The sequence below is a fragment of the Streptomyces achromogenes subsp. achromogenes genome, assembly GCF_000720835.1.
Lineage (GTDB): Bacteria > Actinomycetota > Actinomycetes > Streptomycetales > Streptomycetaceae > Streptomyces > Streptomyces achromogenes.
Genome location: NZ_JODT01000033.1, coordinates 15,808 through 36,663, shown reverse-complemented (window position 1 = coordinate 36,663; position 20,856 = coordinate 15,808). Strand labels below are relative to the sequence as shown.

11 protein-coding genes are annotated in these 20,856 nt (G+C 74.4%); 4 read left to right on the top strand and 7 right to left on the bottom strand.

Features of this window, described 5'->3' with window-relative positions:
* Nucleotides 1–13: 13 nt before the first annotated feature.
* Both IH25_RS0128825 and IH25_RS0128820 read right to left on the bottom strand, forming a co-directional pair.
* On the bottom strand, nucleotides 14–1,384 hold the full coding sequence (locus tag IH25_RS0128825; protein ID WP_078844471.1) for an alpha/beta hydrolase: 1,371 nt from the start codon (nucleotides 1,382–1,384) through the stop codon (nucleotides 14–16).
* Between the two features lie 461 nt (nucleotides 1,385–1,845).
* Entirely contained in the window at nucleotides 1,846–2,718 is an 873-nt protein-coding gene (locus IH25_RS0128820) for a PaaX family transcriptional regulator C-terminal domain-containing protein (protein WP_030616915.1), read from the bottom strand.
* Nucleotides 2,719–2,828: 110 nt separating this feature from the next.
* On the opposite strand from IH25_RS0128820, the gene IH25_RS0128815 reads away from it, so the two are divergent.
* The 4 genes from IH25_RS0128815 to IH25_RS0128800 are packed head-to-tail and all read left to right on the top strand — an operon-like array spanning nucleotide 2,829 to nucleotide 6,749.
* Nucleotides 2,829–3,740: an SDR family NAD(P)-dependent oxidoreductase gene (locus tag IH25_RS0128815; RefSeq protein ID WP_030616913.1), complete on the top strand. Its 912-nt coding sequence runs from the start codon at nucleotides 2,829–2,831 to the stop codon at nucleotides 3,738–3,740.
* Between the two features lie 32 nt (nucleotides 3,741–3,772).
* Complete coding sequence (locus IH25_RS0128810) at nucleotides 3,773–4,654, top strand: amidohydrolase family protein (protein ID WP_030616911.1); 882 nt, start codon at nucleotides 3,773–3,775, stop codon at nucleotides 4,652–4,654.
* 13 nt (nucleotides 4,655–4,667) lie between these two features.
* Nucleotides 4,668–6,230: an acyl-CoA synthetase gene (locus IH25_RS0128805; RefSeq protein WP_051754173.1), complete on the top strand. Its 1,563-nt coding sequence runs from the start codon at nucleotides 4,668–4,670 to the stop codon at nucleotides 6,228–6,230.
* Nucleotides 6,231–6,290: 60 nt separating this feature from the next.
* Nucleotides 6,291–6,749, top strand: a complete 459-nt coding sequence (locus IH25_RS0128800) for a MaoC family dehydratase (RefSeq protein WP_030616907.1) — start codon at nucleotides 6,291–6,293, stop codon at nucleotides 6,747–6,749.
* Between the two features lie 97 nt (nucleotides 6,750–6,846).
* Here the strand turns inward: IH25_RS0128800 and IH25_RS0128795 are convergent, their stop codons facing one another.
* From IH25_RS0128795 to IH25_RS38685, 5 genes are read right to left on the bottom strand one after another with little or no spacing between them, the layout of a single operon-like run.
* Nucleotides 6,847–8,115: a cytochrome P450 family protein gene (locus IH25_RS0128795; protein ID WP_107058490.1), complete on the bottom strand. Its 1,269-nt coding sequence runs from the start codon at nucleotides 8,113–8,115 to the stop codon at nucleotides 6,847–6,849.
* A gap of 23 nt (nucleotides 8,116–8,138) precedes the next feature.
* Entirely contained in the window at nucleotides 8,139–9,443 is a 1,305-nt protein-coding gene (locus IH25_RS0128790) for an MFS transporter (RefSeq protein ID WP_063755166.1), read from the bottom strand.
* Complete coding sequence (locus IH25_RS0128785) at nucleotides 9,443–12,751, bottom strand: non-ribosomal peptide synthetase (protein WP_030616898.1); 3,309 nt, start codon at nucleotides 12,749–12,751, stop codon at nucleotides 9,443–9,445. Before IH25_RS0128785 ends, IH25_RS0128790 begins: the two co-directional genes overlap by 1 nt.
* A gap of 55 nt (nucleotides 12,752–12,806) precedes the next feature.
* Nucleotides 12,807–14,576, bottom strand: coding sequence for an acyl-CoA dehydrogenase family protein (locus IH25_RS0128780; RefSeq protein WP_051754172.1), 1,770 nt, complete (start codon nucleotides 14,574–14,576; stop codon nucleotides 12,807–12,809).
* 35 nt (nucleotides 14,577–14,611) lie between these two features.
* Entirely contained in the window at nucleotides 14,612–20,617 is a 6,006-nt protein-coding gene (locus IH25_RS38685; RefSeq protein WP_167346055.1) for a type I polyketide synthase, read from the bottom strand.
* Between the last annotated feature and the right edge of the window lie 239 nt (nucleotides 20,618–20,856).

Genomic DNA, 20,856 nt, shown 5'->3' with positions numbered 1-20,856 from the left:
GGGGGTCGGAGGATCAGGAGTGGCGGCGGCCGACGACGAGGCGTGTGGGCCGGTAGGGGACGAAGGCCGCTCCGTCGAGGCCGAGGGCCTGCGCGGCGCGCTGCAGGGCCGCCGGCGTGGTGCCGCCGTCCCAGCGGCCCGTGGCCACCCGGTGCTCCAGGGCGTGCACGCCCGCGACGACCTCGGCCGTGGTGAAGGCGCAGTGGCCCTGCCGGGCGACGTAGGCCTGGCGCAGCAGGGCGCCGTCACCGGCGGCCCGTACCCGGGCGGCGAACGTGTTCTCCTGCTGCACGGGGACCAGTTGGTCGGAGGTGGTGTGCAGGTCCAGTAGCGGCATGGCCAGGCCCTGCCCGGCGGTGGAGGTGCGCTCGAGGCTGCGTACCGCCCGCGGGTCGGCGTGCACCCGGGCGCCTCGGGTCAGGGCGGTGAGATCGGCGCGCAGGTCCAGTCCCGCCGTCCGGTACAGCGCCCGGACCTCGTCGGCGTGCTCGGAGGAGCGCAGCAGGGCGGCGTAGTCCACGCCCGCGTTCCAGGAGGTGTTGCCGCCCGCCGACTGCTCGACGGAGTAGCGCGCGGGCACGATGAACGACAGCAGGCCCTGGGCGAACCAGGCGTACTGCTGGGCCTCCTGCCCTTCGGCGTCGCCGGGCGCGGGCGGGTTCTGTCCCGGGGCCCAGTCGGGGAGGTTGAGGTACGCGGCGGCGAGCGCGATCCGCGCCCGGCCCGCGGGCGTGGCCTGGGCCCGCTCCACGGCGGCGGTGAGCCGGGCCGCGGTCGCGACGGCCGCGTCCTGGTCGGCGAAGTCCACCAGCCGCAGGTGCTCGTCCGGGGCGAGCAGGGAGGCGATCGTGTACTCGGCGTCCAGTTGGTAGTTGTCCAGGTCGACACCGCCGGCGACCAGGCCGCACAGGCCCAGGGCGCCGTCGATGCCGCTGCCCGCGTCCCGCGCGAGCCGGGCGTTGACCAGGCCGCCCATGGACTGCCCGACGGACAGGGTGCGGGCGGGGCGGCCCGCTACGGCGGCGAACGCCTCCCGGGTGGCGAGCTGGTCGCGTTCGGCGCTGCGCAGCGCCCACCAGGGGCCGTTCGGGTCGTAGGAGGAGCCGGCCAGCGCGTAGCCCTCGGCAAGGAGGGCCTGGCCGGCGGCGGGGGAGGGCGCGTCCTGGGCGGTGGTGGGGCCGTAGCCGTGGCTGAACAGCAGCAGGGTGCCGTTCCAGTGGGCGGGCAGGTCGGCGATCCAGCTCGCGCCGTCCGGGAGGCGCCCGCTCAGGTGGCGCGGGGCGGCGGTGGTCTGCGCGGTGTCGCTCCGCGCGGTGGCGGGGGCTGCGGCGGTGACGGCGAGGGCGGCGGCCAGCGCGGCCGCGCCGAGCGCGAACTTCGGCATGTGCGGGCTCATCTCTGTACGGCGGGTGGGGCTGTACGGCGGATGGGGCGGGTCCGTGCTGAAGACGTGTTCGAACGGGAGCGGCGTGTCTGTACGGAAAGGCGTACGGGGACGTGGGGAGCGAGGGTACGACCGCCGGAGGGTGTCTCGGGGTGCTGTTTCGGCGGGCTGTGCCGGCCGTGCTGGTGTCCGTGCGCCGCCGATGGGCAGGCGGCCTGGCGGAAGGGTCCGCGAAGCCCCGGCCCGGCGGCGGGTGCGGCCGAATATAGGGCTGATTGCGGACGGCGGTCAATGAAGTGACGAACGTTTGCGGACCCCGGCCATACGGCCGCGGCGGCTGCCCTCTGCCGCGTCGGCTGTGTCGGCTGCCCGGGGCCGCGTCGATGCGGCGGCCCGCGTGCGTCGGGCGTCGCACCGCCCGTGGGGCGTCGTACCGCCCGTGGGGCGTCGCCCCGCCCCGCTCAGTCCTGCCCGGCCGCCGGCTCCGCCGGGATGGTGTCCAGCACCGCGTCGGCCAACTGCTTGGCCGGGGCGTCGTACTGGGCGGACAGGGTGCGGAAGACGTGCTCGGCGCGGATGGCGGGCCAGTCCGCGGGAAGGTGCTCCGCGGGCAGGCGCGGATCGGAGCGGACGACCTGCAGCCAGTCGGTGTGCAGCAGGAGCTGCCGGGCCAGGTCGTCCGGGGCGGACGGCAGCGGGTCCGGGCGGTCCCACTGGTCGAGGAAGGCGCGGTAGCGCCCGGCGATGCCGGCCGTGTCGAAGGCCCGGTGCAGCAGCTGCGCGGCCTCGGTCGGTTCGGCCGCGCGCCCGCGCAGCACGTTGAGGTGGTCCTCCAGGCCGAGCCCGGCGACGACGGCGGGGACGTCCGGCCGGCCCGGCGCGATCCACAGGCCGTTCTGCAGCGGGCCGAAGCCGGCCCACACCAGGCGTGAGCGCAGGTCGTGGCGCTGGCTGCGCCAGGCCTCGGGCAGCGAGAAGCCGACCAGGGTCCAGGTGCCGTCCCAGTCGCGATTGACGGCGCCCGCGCCCCAGACGCGGTCGTGACCGTCGCGCAGCACCTCGGTGGAGCGCGCGGTGAGCCCGAAGTACATCTTGCGACCGCGGCGGTGACGGGCCAGCAGGTCGCGTTTGACCATCCGGGTCAGCGTGGAGCGCACCGCGTCCTCGGAGACCCCGACGCGTGCGAACACGTCGATGACGCTGCCCGAGTAGACCGCGCTGCCGTGCTCCAGGACGTACAGGCCCAGGAAGCTCAGCATCAGCGTCTGCGGCCGCGCGGACGCCGCGGCCCCTTCCTCCTGGCCCGCCGAGGGCGTGGTCTCTGTCCCGGTCACGCGGCTCAGTTTAGGGGCGGAGAGAATGTTCGGCACACCATTGACGGCGGTAATCGAAACGCCTAACGTCGGCCTCGTCGGCACACCCGCGAGGCAAGGACTGCGCACACATGGATCTCTCGAACAAGGTCGCCGTCGTCACCGGCAGCGGACGCGGCCTCGGATTCGCCTACGCCGCCGCCCTGGCCCGGGCCGGCGCGGCGGTGGTCGTCAACGACGTGGAGGCCGAGGCCGCCGCGCACGCGGTCAAGCAGATCACCGCGGCCGGCGGCCGGGCCGTGGCCGAGGTGGGCCCGGTGGGGACCAGCGAGGTCGCCGAGGCGCTGGTGGCCCGGGCCGTGGACGCCTTCGGCCGGCTGGACGTCATGGTCACCAACGCCGGCATCCTGCGCGACCGCGTGCTGTGGAAGATGTCCGACGACGACTTCGACGACGTCGTCCGCGTCCACCTGCGCGGCACCTTCACCTGCGTACGGGCCGCCGCCGTGCGGATGCGCGAACAGGGCGAGGGCGGCCGCATCATCACCGCCTGCTCCCCGGCCGGGCAGCGCGGCAACTTCGGCCAGACCAACTACGCCGCCGCCAAGGCCGGCATCGCCGCGATGACCCGCACCTGGGCCATGGAACTGGCCCGGGCCGGCATCACCGCCAACGCCCTGGTCCCGGTCGCCGCCACCGGCATGACCCGCACCATCCCCGCGTTCGCCCCGTACATCGAGGCGTGGGAGGAACGCGGCGAGCCGCTGCCGGACCGGCTGCGCAAGGCCGAGGGCTTCGGCACCCCGGAGGACGTCGCCGGCCTCGTCGTCTACCTCGCCTCCGACGCCGCGGCCTCGGTGACCGGCCAGTGCGTCGGCATCGGCGGCGACAAGCTGGCCCTGTGGTCGCACCCGCAGGAGGTCGCCACCGCCTACCGGGACGGCGGCTGGAACGCCGACGACATCGCCGCGGCCTGGCCCGTCTCGGTCGGCCGCGAGCCGCAGACGTACGGCATCCCCGCCCCCCAGGCCCCCGGTGCCTGAACCTCCCACCACCCACGGAAGGTGAGCCGACGATGACATCCCCGAACCCCGGCCGGCTCGTCGCCATCGACGTCCACACGCACGCCGAGATCTCCAAGGACGGCCACGGCGCGCTCAGCCCCGAGCTGTTCGGTGCCTCCGCGGAGTACTTCAAGGCCCACGGGCACCGCACGCCGACCATCGACGAGATGGCCGCGTATTACCGCGAACGCAGCATGGCCGCCGTGGTCTTCACCGTCGACGCCGAGCACGCCACCGGGCACCCGCGGATCTCCAACGAAGAGGTCGCCGAGAGCTGCGCCGCCCACGCCGACGTCCTCATCCCGTTCGCCTCCGTCGACCCCCACAAGGGCCGGGCGGGGGTCCGCGAGGCCCGCCGCCTGGTTGAGGAACACGGCGTACGCGGCTTCAAGTTCCACCCGAGCATCCAGGCGTTCGCCCCGAACGACCGCCTCGCCTACCCGCTGTACGAGGCCATCGAGGAACTCGGCGTGCCCGCGCTGTTCCACACCGGCCAGACCGGCATCGGCGCGGGCGTCCCCGGCGGAGGCGGCATCCGGCTGAAGTACTCAGACCCCATGCTGGTGGACGACGTCGCCGTGGACTTCCCCGAGCTGCGGATCATCCTCGCCCACCCGTCCTTCCCCTGGCAGGACGAGGCGCTGGCGGTGGCCACCCACAAGCCGTACGTGTACATCGACCTGTCCGGCTGGTCCCCGAAGTACTTCCCGCCGCAACTCGTGCGCTACGCCAACACCCTGCTCAAGGACAAGGTCCTCTTCGGCTCCGACTACCCGGTCATCACCCCCGACCGCTGGCTCGCCGACTTCGAGAAGCTCGACATCAAACCCGAGGTCCGCCCCAGAATCCTGAAGGACAACGCCGCCCGCCTGCTCGGCCTGACCACAGACTGAAACGGAGGCCGCCGTGCGCAACCAAGGCATCGGCTCCTGGCCCGCACGCCGAGCCCGCAAGACCCCCGACCGCATCGCCGTGGTCCACGAGGACCGCGAGGTCACCTACCGGCACCTGCACGAGCGGGTGCTGCGCCTGGCCCACGCCCTGCGCACCCTGGGCGTGGCCCGCGGCGACCGAATCGCCTACCTGGGCCCCAACCACCCGGCCTTCCTCGAGACGCTGTTCGCCGCCGGCGCCCTCGGCGCGGTGTTCGTCCCGCTCAACACCCGCCTGACCGCACCCGAACTCGCCTACCACCTCACCGACTCCGGCGCCGCCGTCCTCGTGCACGCCCCCGAACAGGCCGAGGCCGCCGCCCCGGCCGCCGCCGACGCAGGCGTCTCCCACCGCATCGCCCTCGCGGGGCCCGGCCCCGGCGCCCTCGGCTACGACGACCTGCTCGCCGGCGGCGGCACCGCGCCGCTGGACGAGCCGGTGGCCCCCGACGACCCGTGCATGATCATGTACACCTCGGGGACCACGGGCCATCCCAAGGGCGCCGTCCTCTCGCACGCCAACATCGTCTGGAACAGCGTCAACGTCCTCGTCGACCTCGACCTGGCCGCCGACGAGGTCACACTCGTGACCGCCCCGCTGTTCCACACCGCGGCGCTGAACATGACCTGCCTGCCCACCCTGCTCAAGGGCGGCCGGGTCATCCTGCTCGGCGCCTTCGACCCCGACCGCGTCCTGCGCCTGATCGAGAGCCACCGGGTGACCTGCATGTTCGGCGTGCCGACCATGTACGACGCGCTCGCCGCCCGGCCGCGCTGGCCCGAGGCCGACCTGACCAGCCTGCGCAGCCTCAACTGCGGTGGCGCCCCGGTCCCCGAACGCACCATCGCCACCTACCTCGCCCGGGGGCTGGCCTTCGCCCAGGGCTACGGCATGACCGAGGCGTCCCCCGGCGTCCTCTTCCTGGACCGGGAGCAGACCTCCGCCAAGGCGGGCTCGGCGGGGGTGCCGCACTTCTTCACCGACACCCGCGTGGTCCTGCCCGACGGCCGCGACGCCGCACCGGGGGAGCGGGGCGAGATCCTGGTGTCCGGGCCCAACGTCATGACGGGCTACTGGAACCGGCCCGCCGAGACGGCCGCCGCGGTCACCGACGACGGCTGGCTGCGCACCGGCGACATCGCCCGCACCGACGAGGACGGCTTCGCCTACATCGTCGACCGGGTCAAGGACATGTTCATCTCCGGCGGGGAGAACGTCTACCCGGCGGAGGTGGAGAACGTCGTCCTCGGCCACCCGGCCGTCGAGGAGTGCGCCGTCATCGGCGTCCCCGACGCGCGCTGGGGCGAGGTCGGCCGCGCCGTCGTCGTCCTCAAGCCCGGAGCCCGCGCCAAGGAAGCGGACATCCTCGACCACCTGCGCGGCCGCCTGGCCAAGTACAAGATCCCCAAGTCCGTCGTCTTCACCGAGGCCCTGCCCCGCACCGCCTCCGGCAAGCTCGTCAAACCCGCGGTGCGCGCGGCCCACGCCCCGGCCACCACCGGCACCGGCGACGGCCGGCCGCCCGCACCGCACTGACACGCACACCCACACCGCACGCGTACCCACCCGCGCCGCAAGGACCGGAAGGACCCCCCGATGCCCACCACCGCCCACGGTCTCGACGAACTGAAGTCCCTGGCCGGCACCGACCTCGGCCGCACCGACTGGCGGGAGATCACCCAGGACCGGGTGAACACCTTCGCCGACGCCACCGACGACCACCAGTGGATCCACACCGACCCGGAGCGCGCCAAGGCCGGCCCCTTCGGTGGCCCCATCGCACACGGCTACCTCACCCTGTCCCTGATCATCCCGCTCTTCAACGAGCTGCTGGAGATCGACGGCATCGCCATGAGCGTCAACTACGGCCTGGAGAAGGTCCGTTTCCCCAGCCCGGTGCCCGTCGGAGCCAAGATCCGCCTCCACGGTGTCGTCGACTCCGTGGAGGACGTCAAGGGCGACGGCGTGCAGATGCGGCTCACCTTCACCGTCGAGGCCGAGGGCAGCGCCAAGCCCGCGTGCGTCGCCCAGGCCGTCTACCGGCACTACGCCTGAGGCCGCATCTCGCGGTGGCCACCGCGGCACCGGGCTGGTCGTCCGGCACCACGTACGCCACCACCGCACACGGCAACGGCTCGCGGCCTGCCTTCGCTCAGTCGACCCGCAACGGGATCGCGCGCAGGCCGCGTACCGACCCCGGGCGGCGTTCCAGCTCCGTCGCCGGGACGGCCAGCCGCAGGCGGGGGTAGCGGCGCAGGGCGGTGGCCAGCACGATCTCCACCTCCAGGGAGGCGAGGCGTGCCCCCACGCAGTAGTGCAGTCCGTGGCCGAAGCCCAGCGAACGCGCCGTGAACGACCGTCCGATGTCGAACGTCGCCGGGTCCGGCCAGTGTGCGGGGTCGCGATTGGCGGAGGCGGTGCCGACGACGACGTAGGAGCCCTTGGGGATGGTCGTGCCACCGATCTCCACGTCTTCCAGGGCGTAGCGGCTCAGTCCCGGAGTGACCGGACCGTCGTACCGCATCGTCTCCTCGATCACCGCGGGGATCAGGCCGAAGTCCGCCCGTACAGCGGCGAGTTGGTCGGGATGCCGCAACAGCGCGACCAGGGCGTTGCCGATCAGCTGCGCGGAGGGTTCGTAGCCGCCGAACAGGACGATCCCGACCATGCTGACGAGTTCGTCCTCCGTCAGGCGTTCGCCGTCCGCCTCGGCGGTGACGAGGGCGCTGATGAGATCGGCCCGCGGTGTCAGGCGGCGGGCGCCGATCAGTTCGCGTACGTAGGCGTCGAACTCGTCGAGGGCCGCGACGACGCGCAGGGCGGTCTCGTCGTCGGGGATGTGGCCGCCGACCACGGAGGCGGCGGTACGGAAGAGCCCGGTGTCCGTGGCCGGGACGCCCAGCAGCTCGCAGATCACCGCGATGGGGAGCCGGTTCGCCACCGTTTCGACCAGGTCGAACTCGGGCGCGTCCCCGAGCGCGTCGAACAGTTCGTCCGTGCTCCGCTGGATGCGGTCGCGCAGCCCCTCGACACGCTTCGCGCTGAACCCCCGGACGACGAGCTTGCGCAGGCGGTCGTGGTCCGGCGGGTCGAGGTTGGCCATCGCCCGGCCGAGGAGCTGCGTGGTGCGCAGGCTGACCTGGGCGCGCGGCGGCAGCGGCTCGGGCGGCAGGCTCTGCTGAAGGCCGCGCCCGAGCTCGTTGCTCAGCCGGGGATCCTCCAGGGCCCGGATCACGTCGTCGTAGCGTGTCACGAGCCAGCGTTCGGCGCCGCTCGGCAGCGTGACCAGGTGCACCGGGCCTTCGCTCCGCAGCCGGTCGAGAGCGGGGAAGGGGTCCTGGACGAAGTCGGGCCCCAGGACGTGGCCGTTGTCGGGGACGCCTGCCAGATGGGGGCAGCAGCGCTGTGCGAGCGAGGTCATCGGCATCCTTCGTTTCTCGTTCGTCATGCGTCGGGTGAGTCGGGCAACGGAGGCCGCCGGTCAGGGCCGGGGCGGGGCGGCACGGGTACGGGCGGGACCGATCCGTGGGGTGTGTGCGCCGCGGTCCCCCGACGGGGCCGGCGGGCGCCGAGGACGAAGCACACGGCGGCCAGGACCTGACACAGGGCCAGCAGGGTGAAGACGGTGCGTGACGACAGGCTCTCCGCCGCCGCTCCGCTGGTGACCAGACCGACGCTTCCGCCGGTCAGCCCGAAGGCGGCGATCAGGGTGAGCGCCGTCGACCGCAGCGGGGCCGGGATGCGCGCGGTGCGCACCGCCGCGATCGGTCCGTTGGACAGGCCGTTGAGCAGCCCGGCGGTGAACAGGACGGCGGCGAGCCCGGGCGCGTTCAGCGGCAGCAGCAGGGCGAAGAAGGCCACGGTCTGGCCGATCCTGCCGAAAACCGACAGCCGGGACGGGGACAGGCGGCGCAGGGCCCGCCCGACGAGCAGGGTGCCGGTGAGCGCTCCGCCGCCGAAGGCACCGAGCAGCAGACCGGCCAGGGTGGCCGTGCCGCCGTACTGCTCGCGGGCGAGGACCGGCAACAGGACGAACAGGGCCTGCCACGCCGTTTCGGTCAGGACCTGTCCGATGGTCCAGCAGCTCAGCAGCCGGTCGCGGCGCAGCACCTGCACCGCGGCCCGGGTGTTCCGGCGGGCGGTGGGGACCGGCGGGGCGAGACCGCGCGGGACGCGGAGACCGAGGATCAGCGCGGAGACCAGATAGGTCCCGGCGTCCAGGAGCAGGACGGTCGGCGCGCCGAGCCAGCTCACGAGCAGCCCGGAAACGGGCGGGGCGATCAGGATGGCGAGGCGGGTGGCGCCCTGGAGACTGGCGTTGGCCTGACTGAGCAGTTTCTCGTCCTCGCCGGCGAGGAACGGCAGCAACGCCTGCTGACTGGCGGTGTAGGGGGCGAAGAAGGAACCGATGGCGAACAGCAGGAGCATGACCACCGGCAGCGGCAGCAGTCCGGCCTGGTGCAGCAGCGGCACCAGCGCCACCAGCAGGGCACGGCTGTAGTCGGAGGCCACCAGCACCCGGCGCGGGCCGAGGCGTCCGCTCAGCGGAGCCCCCAGTACGCCGAAGAGGGCGACGGCGATCATCTGGGCCGCCATCACCACCCCCATGTCCGCCGCCGAACCCGTGCTCTCCAGGACGAACCAGGGCATGGCCACGGCGCTCAGCTGCGAGCCGCTCATGGAGAGCACTTCGGCGACCAGCACCGTGCGGAGCACGCCGCGCGACGCGTTGCCGGGCGGTGGCGACATCAGCCGTCACTCCCTCGCAGGCCGCCCCGGCCGCGCGCGCCCCGGTCCGCCATCGCCCGGCGAGCCCGCGCCGCCCGGTCGCGCAGCCCGTCGGCGGGCGCGGCGGGCTGTGTTCCGGAAGCCGTGAGGAACCGCGCCAGAGCGGCGACCGTGGTGTGCTCGTAGAGCGCGGTCAGCGTCAGGGCGGCGAACCCGCGCCCGTGGAGCGAGGTGCGCAGCCGGGTGAGCAGCAGGGAGTTGCCTCCCAGGTCGAAGAAGTTGTCGTGCACGCCGATCTCGTCGCGGCCCAGGACCTCGGCCCAGGCGGCGGTGATCCGCCGTTCCGTGTCGTCACGCGGGGCGGTCCGCTCGGCGGCCACCGGCAGGTCCTCGCGGCGCGGCCGGGGCAGCCGCGCGGTGTCGACCTTCCCGCTGGCGTTCAGGGGCAGCCGGTCCAGCCACACGTACGCCTCCGGGACCGCGTGGGCCGGCAGCCGGGACCGCAGGCCGTCCAGCAGTTCGGCGCGTTCGGGCCGCGGCCCCGCCGGTGACGCGGCGACGAGGTAGGCGACCAGCTGGGGCGTACGGTCCGGATCGCCGTGTACGACGGCGGAGGACACCGCGGGGTGCCGCAGCAGCGCCGCCTCGATCTCGCCCGGTTCGATCCGGTGCCCCCGGATCTTCAGCTGCCGGTCCACCCGGCCCAGGTACTCGACGGTGCCGTCCGGCAGCCACCGGCCCCGGTCCCCGGTGCGGTAGCCCGGGCCGCCGGGGCCGTCGAAGCGCTCCGCCGTCAACTCCGGCCGCCGCCAGTAGCCGGCCGCGACGCCCGCGCCCCGCAGGACGATCTCCCCGGGCACTCCGGCGGGGCAGCGCCGCCCCGCCGGGTCCAGGATCCGGGCCCGGGTGCCGGCGATGGGCCGTCCGATGGTGTTCACCGGCCCGGTGGCACCGCCGGAGAGGTCGTGGGTGAGCGCGATCACCGTCGACTCGGTGGGACCGTAGGCGTTGCGTATCCGGTACGGAGTGCCGGCCGGCGGCGTCCTCGTCAGGGCGGCGGCACCGACGATCAGCTGGCGCAGCCTCGGCAGTGCCGCCCCGGACGCCCACAGTGCCTCCGCGAGCGGTGTGGCGAGCAGGACGACGGAGACGCGCCGCCGGGTGAGCCAGTCCGCGACGTCGTCGGCGGCCGGTGTTCCCTCGTGGGGGACGACGCAGCCGCCGGAGGCGAGGGCGGACCACACGTCCCACTGGGTGGCGTCGAAGGCGACCCCCAGGAGGTGCCCGGTCCGGTCCGCGGGCCCCAGGCCGAACGACTCACCTCCCCACGAGACGAGCTGGGCCAGGCCGCGGTGGCGGACGACGACGCCCTTCGGCCTGCCCGTCGTACCGGAGGTGTGGACGATGTACGCCGCCGCCTGTGCCGAGGCCAGGTGCGGGCCGACGGCGTCCGTCCCCGTCGCCGGCCGGTCCTGTCCGGGCCGGCCGGCCACGGCACCCGGCACGTCCAGGACCGGCAGGCCGGCCGTGGCGGGGTGCGCGGCACGGGCGGGGCCGTCGGCGATCACGGCGCACGCGCCCAGGTCGTCGAGCAGTTCACCCACCCGGGCCGCCGGGGCGTCCGGGTCGAGAGGGCAGAAGGCGGCGCCCGCGTACCAGGCGGCGAGCATCGCGACGACGAGGTCCTCGCCCCGGCGCAGGAGCACGGCCACCACCGGGTCGCCGGCCGGGCACAGCGGCCGCAGACGCGCGGCGAGGGCCAGGGCGCGCCGGTGCAGTCCGGCATAGGTGAGGACGCCGCGCTCGGTGTCCACAGCCGGGGCGTCGGGGGTCTCGCGGACCCAACGGCCGAACAGGTCCGGGACGGTGGTCGCCGGGCCGGCCTCGCCGCCGTCCTCCCAGGCGTCCAGACGGGCCAGCTCCGCGGCGTCGCCCGCCACGAGGTCGAGGGTGTCGAGGCGGCTGTCGAGGGTCTCCGGGAGCCGGGCCAGCAGCCGCCCGTACAGCGCCGCCAACTGGGCGACGTCGGCCCTGTGGGCGTGGTCGCCGCGGTAGGAGAAGGCCGCCTCGAGGGTGTCACCGCAGAGCGTCAGCACCACGGTCAGCCCGAACTTGGCCCGGTAGTCGGCGCCCTGGGAGGACAGCGGGAGCCTGACCAGCGAGGCCCCGCCCAGCACGGGCGGCTCGGTGGGGACGGTCTCCAGGCTCAAGGTCACATCGGCGTACGGGGTGCGACCGGACCGGCGCGGCGGGTTCAGCCGCTCCACCACCTTCTCGAAGGGAACGCCGCTGTGCTGGTACGCGTCGAGGACCTCGTCGCGCAGGCTGACGAGCAGGTCCCGCAGCGTCGCGTCGGCGGCGGGGCGCGAGCGCAGCACCACCGTGTTGAGGCACGGCCCGAGCAGCCCCGCGAAGCGCGGGTCGTCGCGCCGCGCGAGCGGGGCGCCGAAGACGACGTCGTCCCGGCCGGTCCAGCGGTGCAGTACGGCGGCGAGCGCCGTCGCCGCCAGCTGGTACAGGGTGCAGACCTGGTCCTGCTGGACGCGGCGCAGCCGGGCGGCCAGGTCCGCGGGCAGGGGAACGGTCACGGTGCCGTTGCCCTCGGGGTCCGGCCCGGAGGGCGAGAGGTCCAGGTGGGCGGGCGCCCCGGCGAGGTGGTCGGTCCAGTACGCCAGCTCGGCGGCCCGTAGCCCGGGGTCGCCGCCCTCCTGCGCGGCCACGAAGTCCCGGTACTGTGCGCGGCCGTCGCGTCCACCGGCCACCACCGGACGAGGAAGGTGCGGGCCGCCGGCGGACGCCTCCGCGTAGCAGTCGGCCAGCTCCCGCAGGAAGATCCCGGCGGACTCGCCGTCCCACACCAGGTGGTGCAGGCAGACGAAGAGCACCTGTCCGTCGGGGCCGCCCGTCTCCAGCAGCGCGGCGGTCAGCAGCCGGCCCGACGCCGGGTCGAACGGTTCGCCGGCGGCCCGGCCGAGCCACGCGTGCAGCGCCTCCAGCGGGGCGCCGTCCCCGCGCAGGTCGACCACGTCCACCCGGGGGCTCCAGGGCGCCCCGATCCGCTGCCACAGGGTGCCGTCCCGCTCCTCGAACCGGGTGCGCAGGATCTCGAACCGGGCCACCAGCAGCGCGAGGGCACGCCGCAGGGTGCCGGCGTCGAGCGGCGGGCCGGTCACCCGCCAGGCCAGCGGCACGTTGTACGTGGCGGCGGCGTCCATCCGTTCCGCGAGCCGGATCCGCCGCTGGAATGCCGAGGCCGGGACCACCACCTCCTCGTCCGGCTCCGGGGCGCCGGGCGGGCGGCCCTGGGCGGTGTGGTCGGGGACCGTCATGGCAACTGCTCCTTCGTCGCGTACGGGTCGGCACGGCGGGTGAGCCGCTGCCTCGTCAGATCAGGTCCTCGGAGAGCGGGTGCGGCCCGGTGGCGGAGAGCCAGGCCGTGCTCTGCCCGGCGTAGTCGGCACCGTCGTCGCAGGTGGCGTCCCGCAGTTCCCGCAGGTCCCCGGCCAAGCGGTGCCGGGCCGCGGCGCAGTACAGGTCGGCCAGGCGCTGGCCGTCCTCGGCCGCCGGCGCGGCGGCCCGTGTCATGCCGGAGGCGCGGGCCAGGACGGCCGCCATGGTGAAGAGTTCACCGGAGATCCGCGAGAGCAGGACCAGCGCGCGCTGGCGGGCGGCGAGCCCGGAGCGGTCCGGATGGCGGCGGGCCAGCTCCCGGCAGGTCAGCCCGAACCGGCGGGTCTCCTCGACGACCGCGGCGAGATGAGCGCGGTTGCGGTCGGTCAGGTCGGCGTCCAGGAGACTCGCGTCCGGGGCGGCCGGGGCCTCGGGTTCGTCGGGCTCGGGGTAGTAGTACGACAGGATGTTGCGGCCCGCGAGCCAGTAATCGATCATGAAGTCCACGCCGCCGGAGATCCGCATGTTGCGTACGTCGCGGACAGCCTGCTCCAGCGGTATCGCCGGTGCCCCGCGGCGTTTCTTGCTCGCCGCGGTCTCGTAACCCTCCGCCGCCATCAGGGACAGGGTCCGGTCGGCCACACGGCCGGCGACGACGGAGGCGATGTTCTTCGCGAGGTTCTGTTCGAACGCCGTGTTGCGTCCGAGGTCCTGGTCCTCGTTGAGCAGGGCGGCGCGGGCGACGCTCTCCACGGCGAAGGTCTCCGCGAGCGAGTCGGCGAGCCTGCGCCGGATCTCCTCGTACTCCCCGAGCGGGCGCCCGTCCACCACCCGGCGGTCGACGAACTGCCGTGACCACCGGCAGCACAGCTTCGCCACGGCCAGCGACGGCGCCACGATCATGTGCAGCCGTCCCCGGGTGACGAGCCGTGAGACGGCGGGGGTCAGGCGGGCCTGCCCGTTCCCCTCCTCCAGAAGCCGGTGCGAGGCGGGCACCCGGACGTTGTCCAAGGTGATCCAGCCGTTGGGGAAGCCGTGGATGCCGGAGAACTCGTGCCACTGCCCGCGCGAGAACCCGGGGGTGTCGGCCTCCACGAAGAAGACCTGGTTGGTGGCGGTGCCGTTCTCCCGGACGGTCGCGGTCACACTGAACAGCGTGCCGAGGGGCGCGTGCCCCACGAAGACCTTGTGGCCGTCGAGCACATACGCAGCCCCGCCGTCGACCGGCACGGCGGTGGTGGCCCGGTACTGGTTGGCGGCGCCGCCGGGTTCGGTGTCGGCGGTGCCGGACAGGCCGCCGAGCTTCTGGTGCCGGTGCAGCAGGTCCTTCAGCGGCCCGTCCGGCACCACCGGCCAGAAGGCGGGTGTGCCGACCGAGTTCTCGATGCCCATCACCAGGGCGACCGGGAAGCAGTGGCTCGCGGCGGCCTGTACGACCCGGAACACGTTGAAGTGCGACAGGCCCAGGCCGCCGAGCGACGGGTCGAGTTGCAGGCTCAGGTAGCCCCGGGACCGCAGCAGCGGGTACAGGCTCTCGGGCAGCCGCCCCGATGCCTCCACCTCGGCCGGGTCGACGTGTTCGCGCAGGAAGGCCCCCAGACCGGCGACGGCCTGGTCGCCGGCCGCGCGGTCGGCCGCGTCCTGCTCGGCGAAGGGGTGGATCAGGTCCCAGCGGAAGCGGCCCTGGTACAGCTCCTCCAGGAAGCTGGGGCGGTCGGGGTCGGACGAGAAGTTGCGCGGCTGGGCAGGACGTCGTTGCGCCATGGGCAGGCCAATCGGGGTGGGGGGACGGGGGTGCGTCAGCGCTTGGGGTCCGCCGGCGGCGCCAGCGCCCGGTCGATCGCGGCGGCGAGCGCGGGTACGTGCCGGCTGCCCAGGATGCTGTGGTGGTCGCCCGGCAGGGGGCGCACGGTCACCCCGGCGCCGTACAGCGGGGCGAGGCGCAGGCCGAGCCGGGTGCGCCGGTCGTGGTCGGTGCCGGCCTTGAGCAGCAGCATCGGTGCGCGGACCGGCCGGGGGCGGTGGCGCAGCAGGGCTCTGATGCTGGTGTTGTGCAGCCGTACGTAGTCCGGCACACCGGCGGTGAAGCGCAGCCCGGCCAGCTCCCGCACCCGGGGCAGCCCGCCCTCCGGCCGTTCCGGCACCAGGCGCGGGGAGCGGGGGCGGAAGCGGGCCTCCCACTGCAGGCTCAGGCTGGGCACCAGCCAGTGCGGCAGGGCGCCGACCGGCAGGCCACCGGTGGCGGGCAGGTAGCCGTCGATGCCCACGAGCAGCTCCACCGACTCGCCCATCGCCTCCAGCAGGCGGGTCATCTCGTGGGCGACCATCGCTCCGTACGACCAGCCGCCCAGCAGGTACGGCCCGTCGCGCTGGACCTGCCGCAACACGGTGACGTGGTGCGCGGCGATGTCCTCCAGGCGGGTCAGCGGGCGGCGGTGGTCGCCCAGGCCGGGCGCCTCCAGACCGTAGACCGGCCGGCTGCCGTCGAGATGGCCGGCGAGCTGCCGGTAGCACAGGGAGCTGCCCGTGGCCGGGGCCGCCAGGAACAGGGGGCGGCCCGAGTCGGCCGCGCGGAGCAGAGTGACGTGGTCGGGCAGGTCGGCGGGCGCGAGGCCGGGAAGCGGTGCCGGTGCCGTGACCTCGGGGGCACGGGTCTGCTCCGCGGCGGGGACGAGTTGCCGGACGGTGCCGACCAGAGCGGTGAAGGTGAGGTCGTGCGGCAGTGACGTGACGGGCACGTGGTGCCCCAGACGGTTGCCGATCAGTCCGCTGAGCTGCACGAGCATCAGCGAGTCTCCGCCCAGCCGGTGGAAGTCGTCGTCACCGCCCACCGTCGGGGTGCCCAGCACCTCGCACCACAGGGTGGCCAGGTCCGTGGTGAGGCCGTCCGCGCCGTTCGCGCCATCCGAGCCGTTCGTGTCAGCCGCTCCACCCGCTCCACCCGCTCCATCCGCGCCATCCATGCCGGACGGTTCGGCAGGGGCCGGCGCGGCCGGCGTGCCCCGCGTGGCCGGCGCCGGTGCCGCGGACCCGGCGTCCGGGACCGTCGGGTCCTCCTCGGGTGCGGGTGCGGGTGGGCCGTCCGGCAGCCGCAGGCGTCCCGGCGGCGGATCCAGGGCGAGGAGACGCGCCAGCCGGCCGGGATCGAGGCGGGGGACCTCCAGGTGCCCCCAGGCGTGGCCGCTCGGGGCGGGATCCAGGCCGCGGCGCAGCCGCTCGCCCTCCCAGGAGTCGGGGTCCTCGGTCACCACCCAGGCGGGGGCGTGCCCGGGCCGGCGCTCGCGCACTTCCCGCCACCGGTCCGCGGAGGCCCGGCCGGTGCGGGGCAGGTAGAGCAACCCGCCGTCGCCCGGCGGCCGTCCGGGTCCGGGGCCGGCCGCGAACACCACCACGTGGTCACTGGCGAGACTGGCGTCCACCGCCCGTACGTCGGTGAATCCGGCGTCCTCGATCGCGCGCAGCCAGGTGGGCGCGTCGAGGTGGATGGAGTCGGTGCGCAGTTCGTCGCCGAAGTCCCACCAGCCCGGCGCCAGGCCCCACATGACATGGGACCAGCGGGCGATCTCCGTGACCTCGACCAGCCCCAGCTGGCCGCCGGGTCGCAGCAGCCCCGCGAGCCGCCGCAGCGCCGTGGGAACCGACTCGGCCACGTGGACGACGTTGTACCCGAGCACCAAGTCGTAGCTGCCCCGCACCAGTTGCTGGTCGACCGGGTCCGCTGCGATGTCGAAGGTGGAGAACCTCAGGTCGGTCAGACCGAGCTCGGCCGCGCGAGCCTCGGCACGCCGTACGATCAGCGGACTGACGTCGGTGACGTGGTACTCGATGCCCCGCCGGCCGGGCCACTCGGTCAGCAGGGGCCAGGTGAGCCGGCCGGCTCCCGCGCCGATCTCCAGGACGCGCAAGGTCCGGCCGGTCTCCTCGGTACCGGCGGTCGCGGTGCGCACGACGTCGCGCAGGGCCTCCAGCGCGGCGGCGCAGTCGTCCAGCGGAATCCGGTTGTCGCGCAGCCAGCCGTCGAGCAACCCGGTATCGGCGTCGGGGTAGAGAACCGATACGGGGGTGCGGTGACCGGCGAAGACCTCGGGGTAGGCCGCGGTGACATGGCGCAGCATCCGCTTCAGGCCCGGGAGTTCGTCCAGCCCGGACTCGGCGGCCAGCGCGGTGGCCAGCGAGGCGGTGAGCGTGCCGGCGGCCTGCCAGTGGTCGCCGTCCCGCGCCAGCCAGCCTTCCTGCTCCAGCACGCGCAGGCAGAAGTCGGTCAGTGCGGGCAGGCGCCGGTCCGGATCGATGCGCCGGCGCAGCTCCTGGTCCGTCATCCGCCGGCCGTCGGTGAGGCCGGTCATCGCCACGATCTGCTGCCCGATCAGCCCGGCGCAGTACAGGTCCAGCTTCCGGCTCAGCGCGGTCCGCCGGGTGAGCGGTGTGGTCCGGCTGGTCCAGGCCACTCCGTCGGCGGCGGCGTGTACCGGCGCGGTGAGATTGGGCAGCGGCACGGCCTCGGCGTACTCCCGTACCGGCAGGCCCTGTTCGGCCAGGTCGGCGGCCAGGGCGGCGGCGCGCGGGTGTCCGTCGCCGACCACGGTCCAGGACGGGGGCGCCCCGTCCGTCGCGGGGGCGGACAGCCGCACGGGCCGCGGTTCCAGATCCCACCAGACCTCGTCGCGCCAGGCGTGCGCGTCGGCCCCGGGGCCGGGCAGCCGGGACGGTGCGGGGCCGTCACCGAGGTCGAGCAGGGCGACGGGCCGTCCGGTCCGGGAGTGGTGCGCGGCCCAGGCGTCCCAGTCGGGGGCGGCGGTCGCGGGGGCGGCGGTCAGGAGGTCGGTCAGTGCGCGGCCCGCGACGAACAAGGGGGCGCCGAGCCGCCCGGCGGTCTCGACCGCTTCGGCGAGCACCGGGGCGACGCCCGGCGCGTCCGGACCGGGCGGGGCCTCCCGCTCCGGGGGAACGGCGATCACCAGGGGTCGCCGCCCGTCCCGGACCGCGAAGCCGTCGGCCGCCGCCGCGAGGGCACCGGGCCGCCAGGCGACCGCGGTGACCCCGTGACCGGACAGGGCCGCGCCGAGCCGGGCGGGGTCTCCGGCCAGCAGCACGTCGTAGGCGTCGGGACGGGCGGCGCCGGCCTGTGTCCACACCGGGGTGACGGCTTGCGGAGCGCGGTGTGCGGAGGACGCGGCCGGGACCGGCGCGACCGCCGCCGGTGGGCGGGGCGGTGCCGCGGGCGGGGCCGGCACGGTGGTCCGGGCCAGCGGATGGGGCGGCAGGGAGCAGAGCCGTCCGGCGCGGACGGGCGCCAGGGACTCCCAGTCCACCGGCACCCCTTCCTCCCACAGCCGCGCGAGAGCGCCGAGCAGGTTCCCGCGCTCGTCGGACGGGGAGCGGCCCAGGAGCGGGACGGCGACGAGGTCCGCCGACCGGCGGATCGCCTCCCGGGTCAGCGAGTCCCCGGGACCCAGCTCCACCAGGACCTGCGCACCGCTCTCGGCGAGCGTGCGCATCCCGAGGTCCAGCCGGATGGTGCCGGTGAGCTGCCGGGCCCAGTAGTCGGGGTCCTGCGCCTGCCCGGGGGCCGTCGGCTCGCCGGTGACCCCGGAGATCCACGTCTGGTGCGGCGCCTTCCCCGGCACGGTGGCCACGGCCTTCCGCAGCTCCTCGGCGGCGGCCGCCATCAGCGGCGAATGGAAGGCGTGCGCGGTCGGCAGGAGCCGGGTCGCGGTGCCGGCGGCCCGCCGGTCGGCGGCGAGCGCCTTGATCCGGTCCGCCGGGCCCGACACGACGGCGTAACCGGAGCCCACGGTGGCGAGCGACACAGTGTCGTCCAGCAGCGGTGTCACCTCGTCGAGCGGCGCCCGCACCACGAGCATCCGGCCGGGCGGCGCCTGGTGCATCGCGGTCGCGCGCGCGTGGACGAGATCGAGGGCGTCCTGCCAGTCCCAGCCGCCGGCGGTCGCGGCGGCCGCGTACTCGCCGACGCTGTGCCCCAGCGAGGCCTCCGGGGTGACGCCCCAGACGGACAGTTGCCGGGCCAGCGCGTAGCCGTACACGAACAGGCCGAGTTGCTGGTGACGGGTGTCGAGGAACCAGTCGGGGGAGGTGCCGGGGTCCAGCGCCGGTGCCAGGTCGATGTCGTGGCGGGCGCGGACATGGGCCCGGCCGGTCTCGAACACCTCGCGGAAGACCGGGAGCAGGGCGTGGGCGGCCCGGCCGTGACCGGCTTGCAGGGCGCCCTGCCCGGGGAAGAGGAAGGCCACCCGCGGAGCCTGCGCGGCCCGGGTGGTCCGGTCGGTGTCCCGCAGCAGCGCGGCGGCCTCGGCGGCGGTCCCGGCGACGACGGACAGGCGGTACGGGAAGCGCCGGCGCGCCGCCAGGGTCCGTGCCGCGTCCGCTGGCCGGGGCGCGTCGGCCGCGTCGAACCGGTCGGCCAGCCGGGTGCGCATCGTGTGCAGCGCCTCGGGGGTGGCGGCGGACAGACAGAGGGCGTGTGCCCCGTCCGCCTCGTCGAGGTCGCCCGGCTCGGTGCGGGGCGGTTCCTCCAGGACGAGGTGGGCGTTGGTGCCGCCGATGCCGAAGGAGCTGACGCCGGCGAGCCGTGGCCCGGCCTGCTCCCAGGGACGGTGCTCGGTGCTGATCCGGAACGGTGACGCGTCGAGGTCCAGGGCGGGGTTGGGGCGGGAGAAGTGCGGGGTCGGGACGAAGACGCGGTGGTGCAGCATGAGCGCGGCCTTGATCAGGCCGGCGATGCCCGCCGCGGCGCCCGCGTGGCCGATGTTGGCCTTCACGGTGCCGAGCAGGCAGGGACCGGTCCGGGAGCCCTCGCTCTCGGCGGCGAACGCCGCGCTCAGCGCCGCCACTTCGACCGGGTCCCCGACGGGGGTGCCGGTGCCGTGCGCCTCCACGTAGCCGATCTCGTCGGAGGAGACGCCCGCCCGGGCCAGCGCCATCCGGATCACGTCCCGCTGCCCCGCCACCGAGGGCGCCGTGTAGCCGACCTTCTCCCGGCCGTCGTTGTTCACCGCCGATCCACGGATGACGGCGAGGATCCGGTCGCCGTTCTCCAGCGCGTCGGTGAGACGTTTCAGCACGACGACCCCGACCCCGCCGCTGTTGACGGTGCCGGAGGCGTCGGCGTCGAAGGCGCGGCAGCGGCCGTCCGCGGAGAGGATCGACCCCTCCTGGTGGAGATGGCCGCCGACCTGCGGCAGGTGAAGCGCGGTGGCTCCGGCGAGAGCCACGTCGCACTCGTGGCCGAGCAGTGCCTGGCATGCCTGGTGGACCGCCACCAGCCCGGTCGAGCAGGCTGTCTGCACGGTGATCGCCGGGCCGCGCAGATCGAGTTTGTAAGCGGCCCGGGTGGCCAGGAAGTCCTTCTCCCGGCCGATCAGACGCTGTGTGGCCGTGGCGGTGTCGACGGAGCCCGCCGGCGGCGCGGGCGTGTGGTCACCGCCGGCGAACAGGCCGGTCCACTTCCCTGACCGGTCGGGGTCGATGCCCGCGTCGTCCAGGGCCTGTGCGGCGCACTCCAGGAAGACGCGGTGCTGCGGGTCCATCGTCGCCGCCTCGGCGGCGCTGATTCCGAAGAACTCACGGTCGAACAGTTCGCCGTCCGGCACCACTCCGCGCGCCGGAACGAACCGGGGATCCGTGACGAGGGCGGTGTCGAGTCCGGAAGCGTCGAGTGTGGACCGATCGAAGTGGGTGATGCTGTCGATGCCCGCGCAAAGGTTTCTCCAGTACTCCTCGACGTTGTGGGCACCGGGGAAACGGCAACTTAACCCGACTACGGCGACAGAGTTTTCCTGCGTCATCGGATCTCCGTAAGTCATGCGGCGTATCTATTCGTCGCGCCCGCTCGCCGCCAAGACCTTGCGGCGCATTACTTACCACCCCGTTGAGTGATCCAGTATTGCAAGGAACGAACCAGTGTCAACCCCGAGACGACCTTGCTCGTGCGCTATTGCCAGCGCATTCAGACCGTCGCTCCACCGGGACTCAAGGCAGTTTTTACCCCCCGATTACCAGGCGATGTTGCGGGCCTGTGATATGC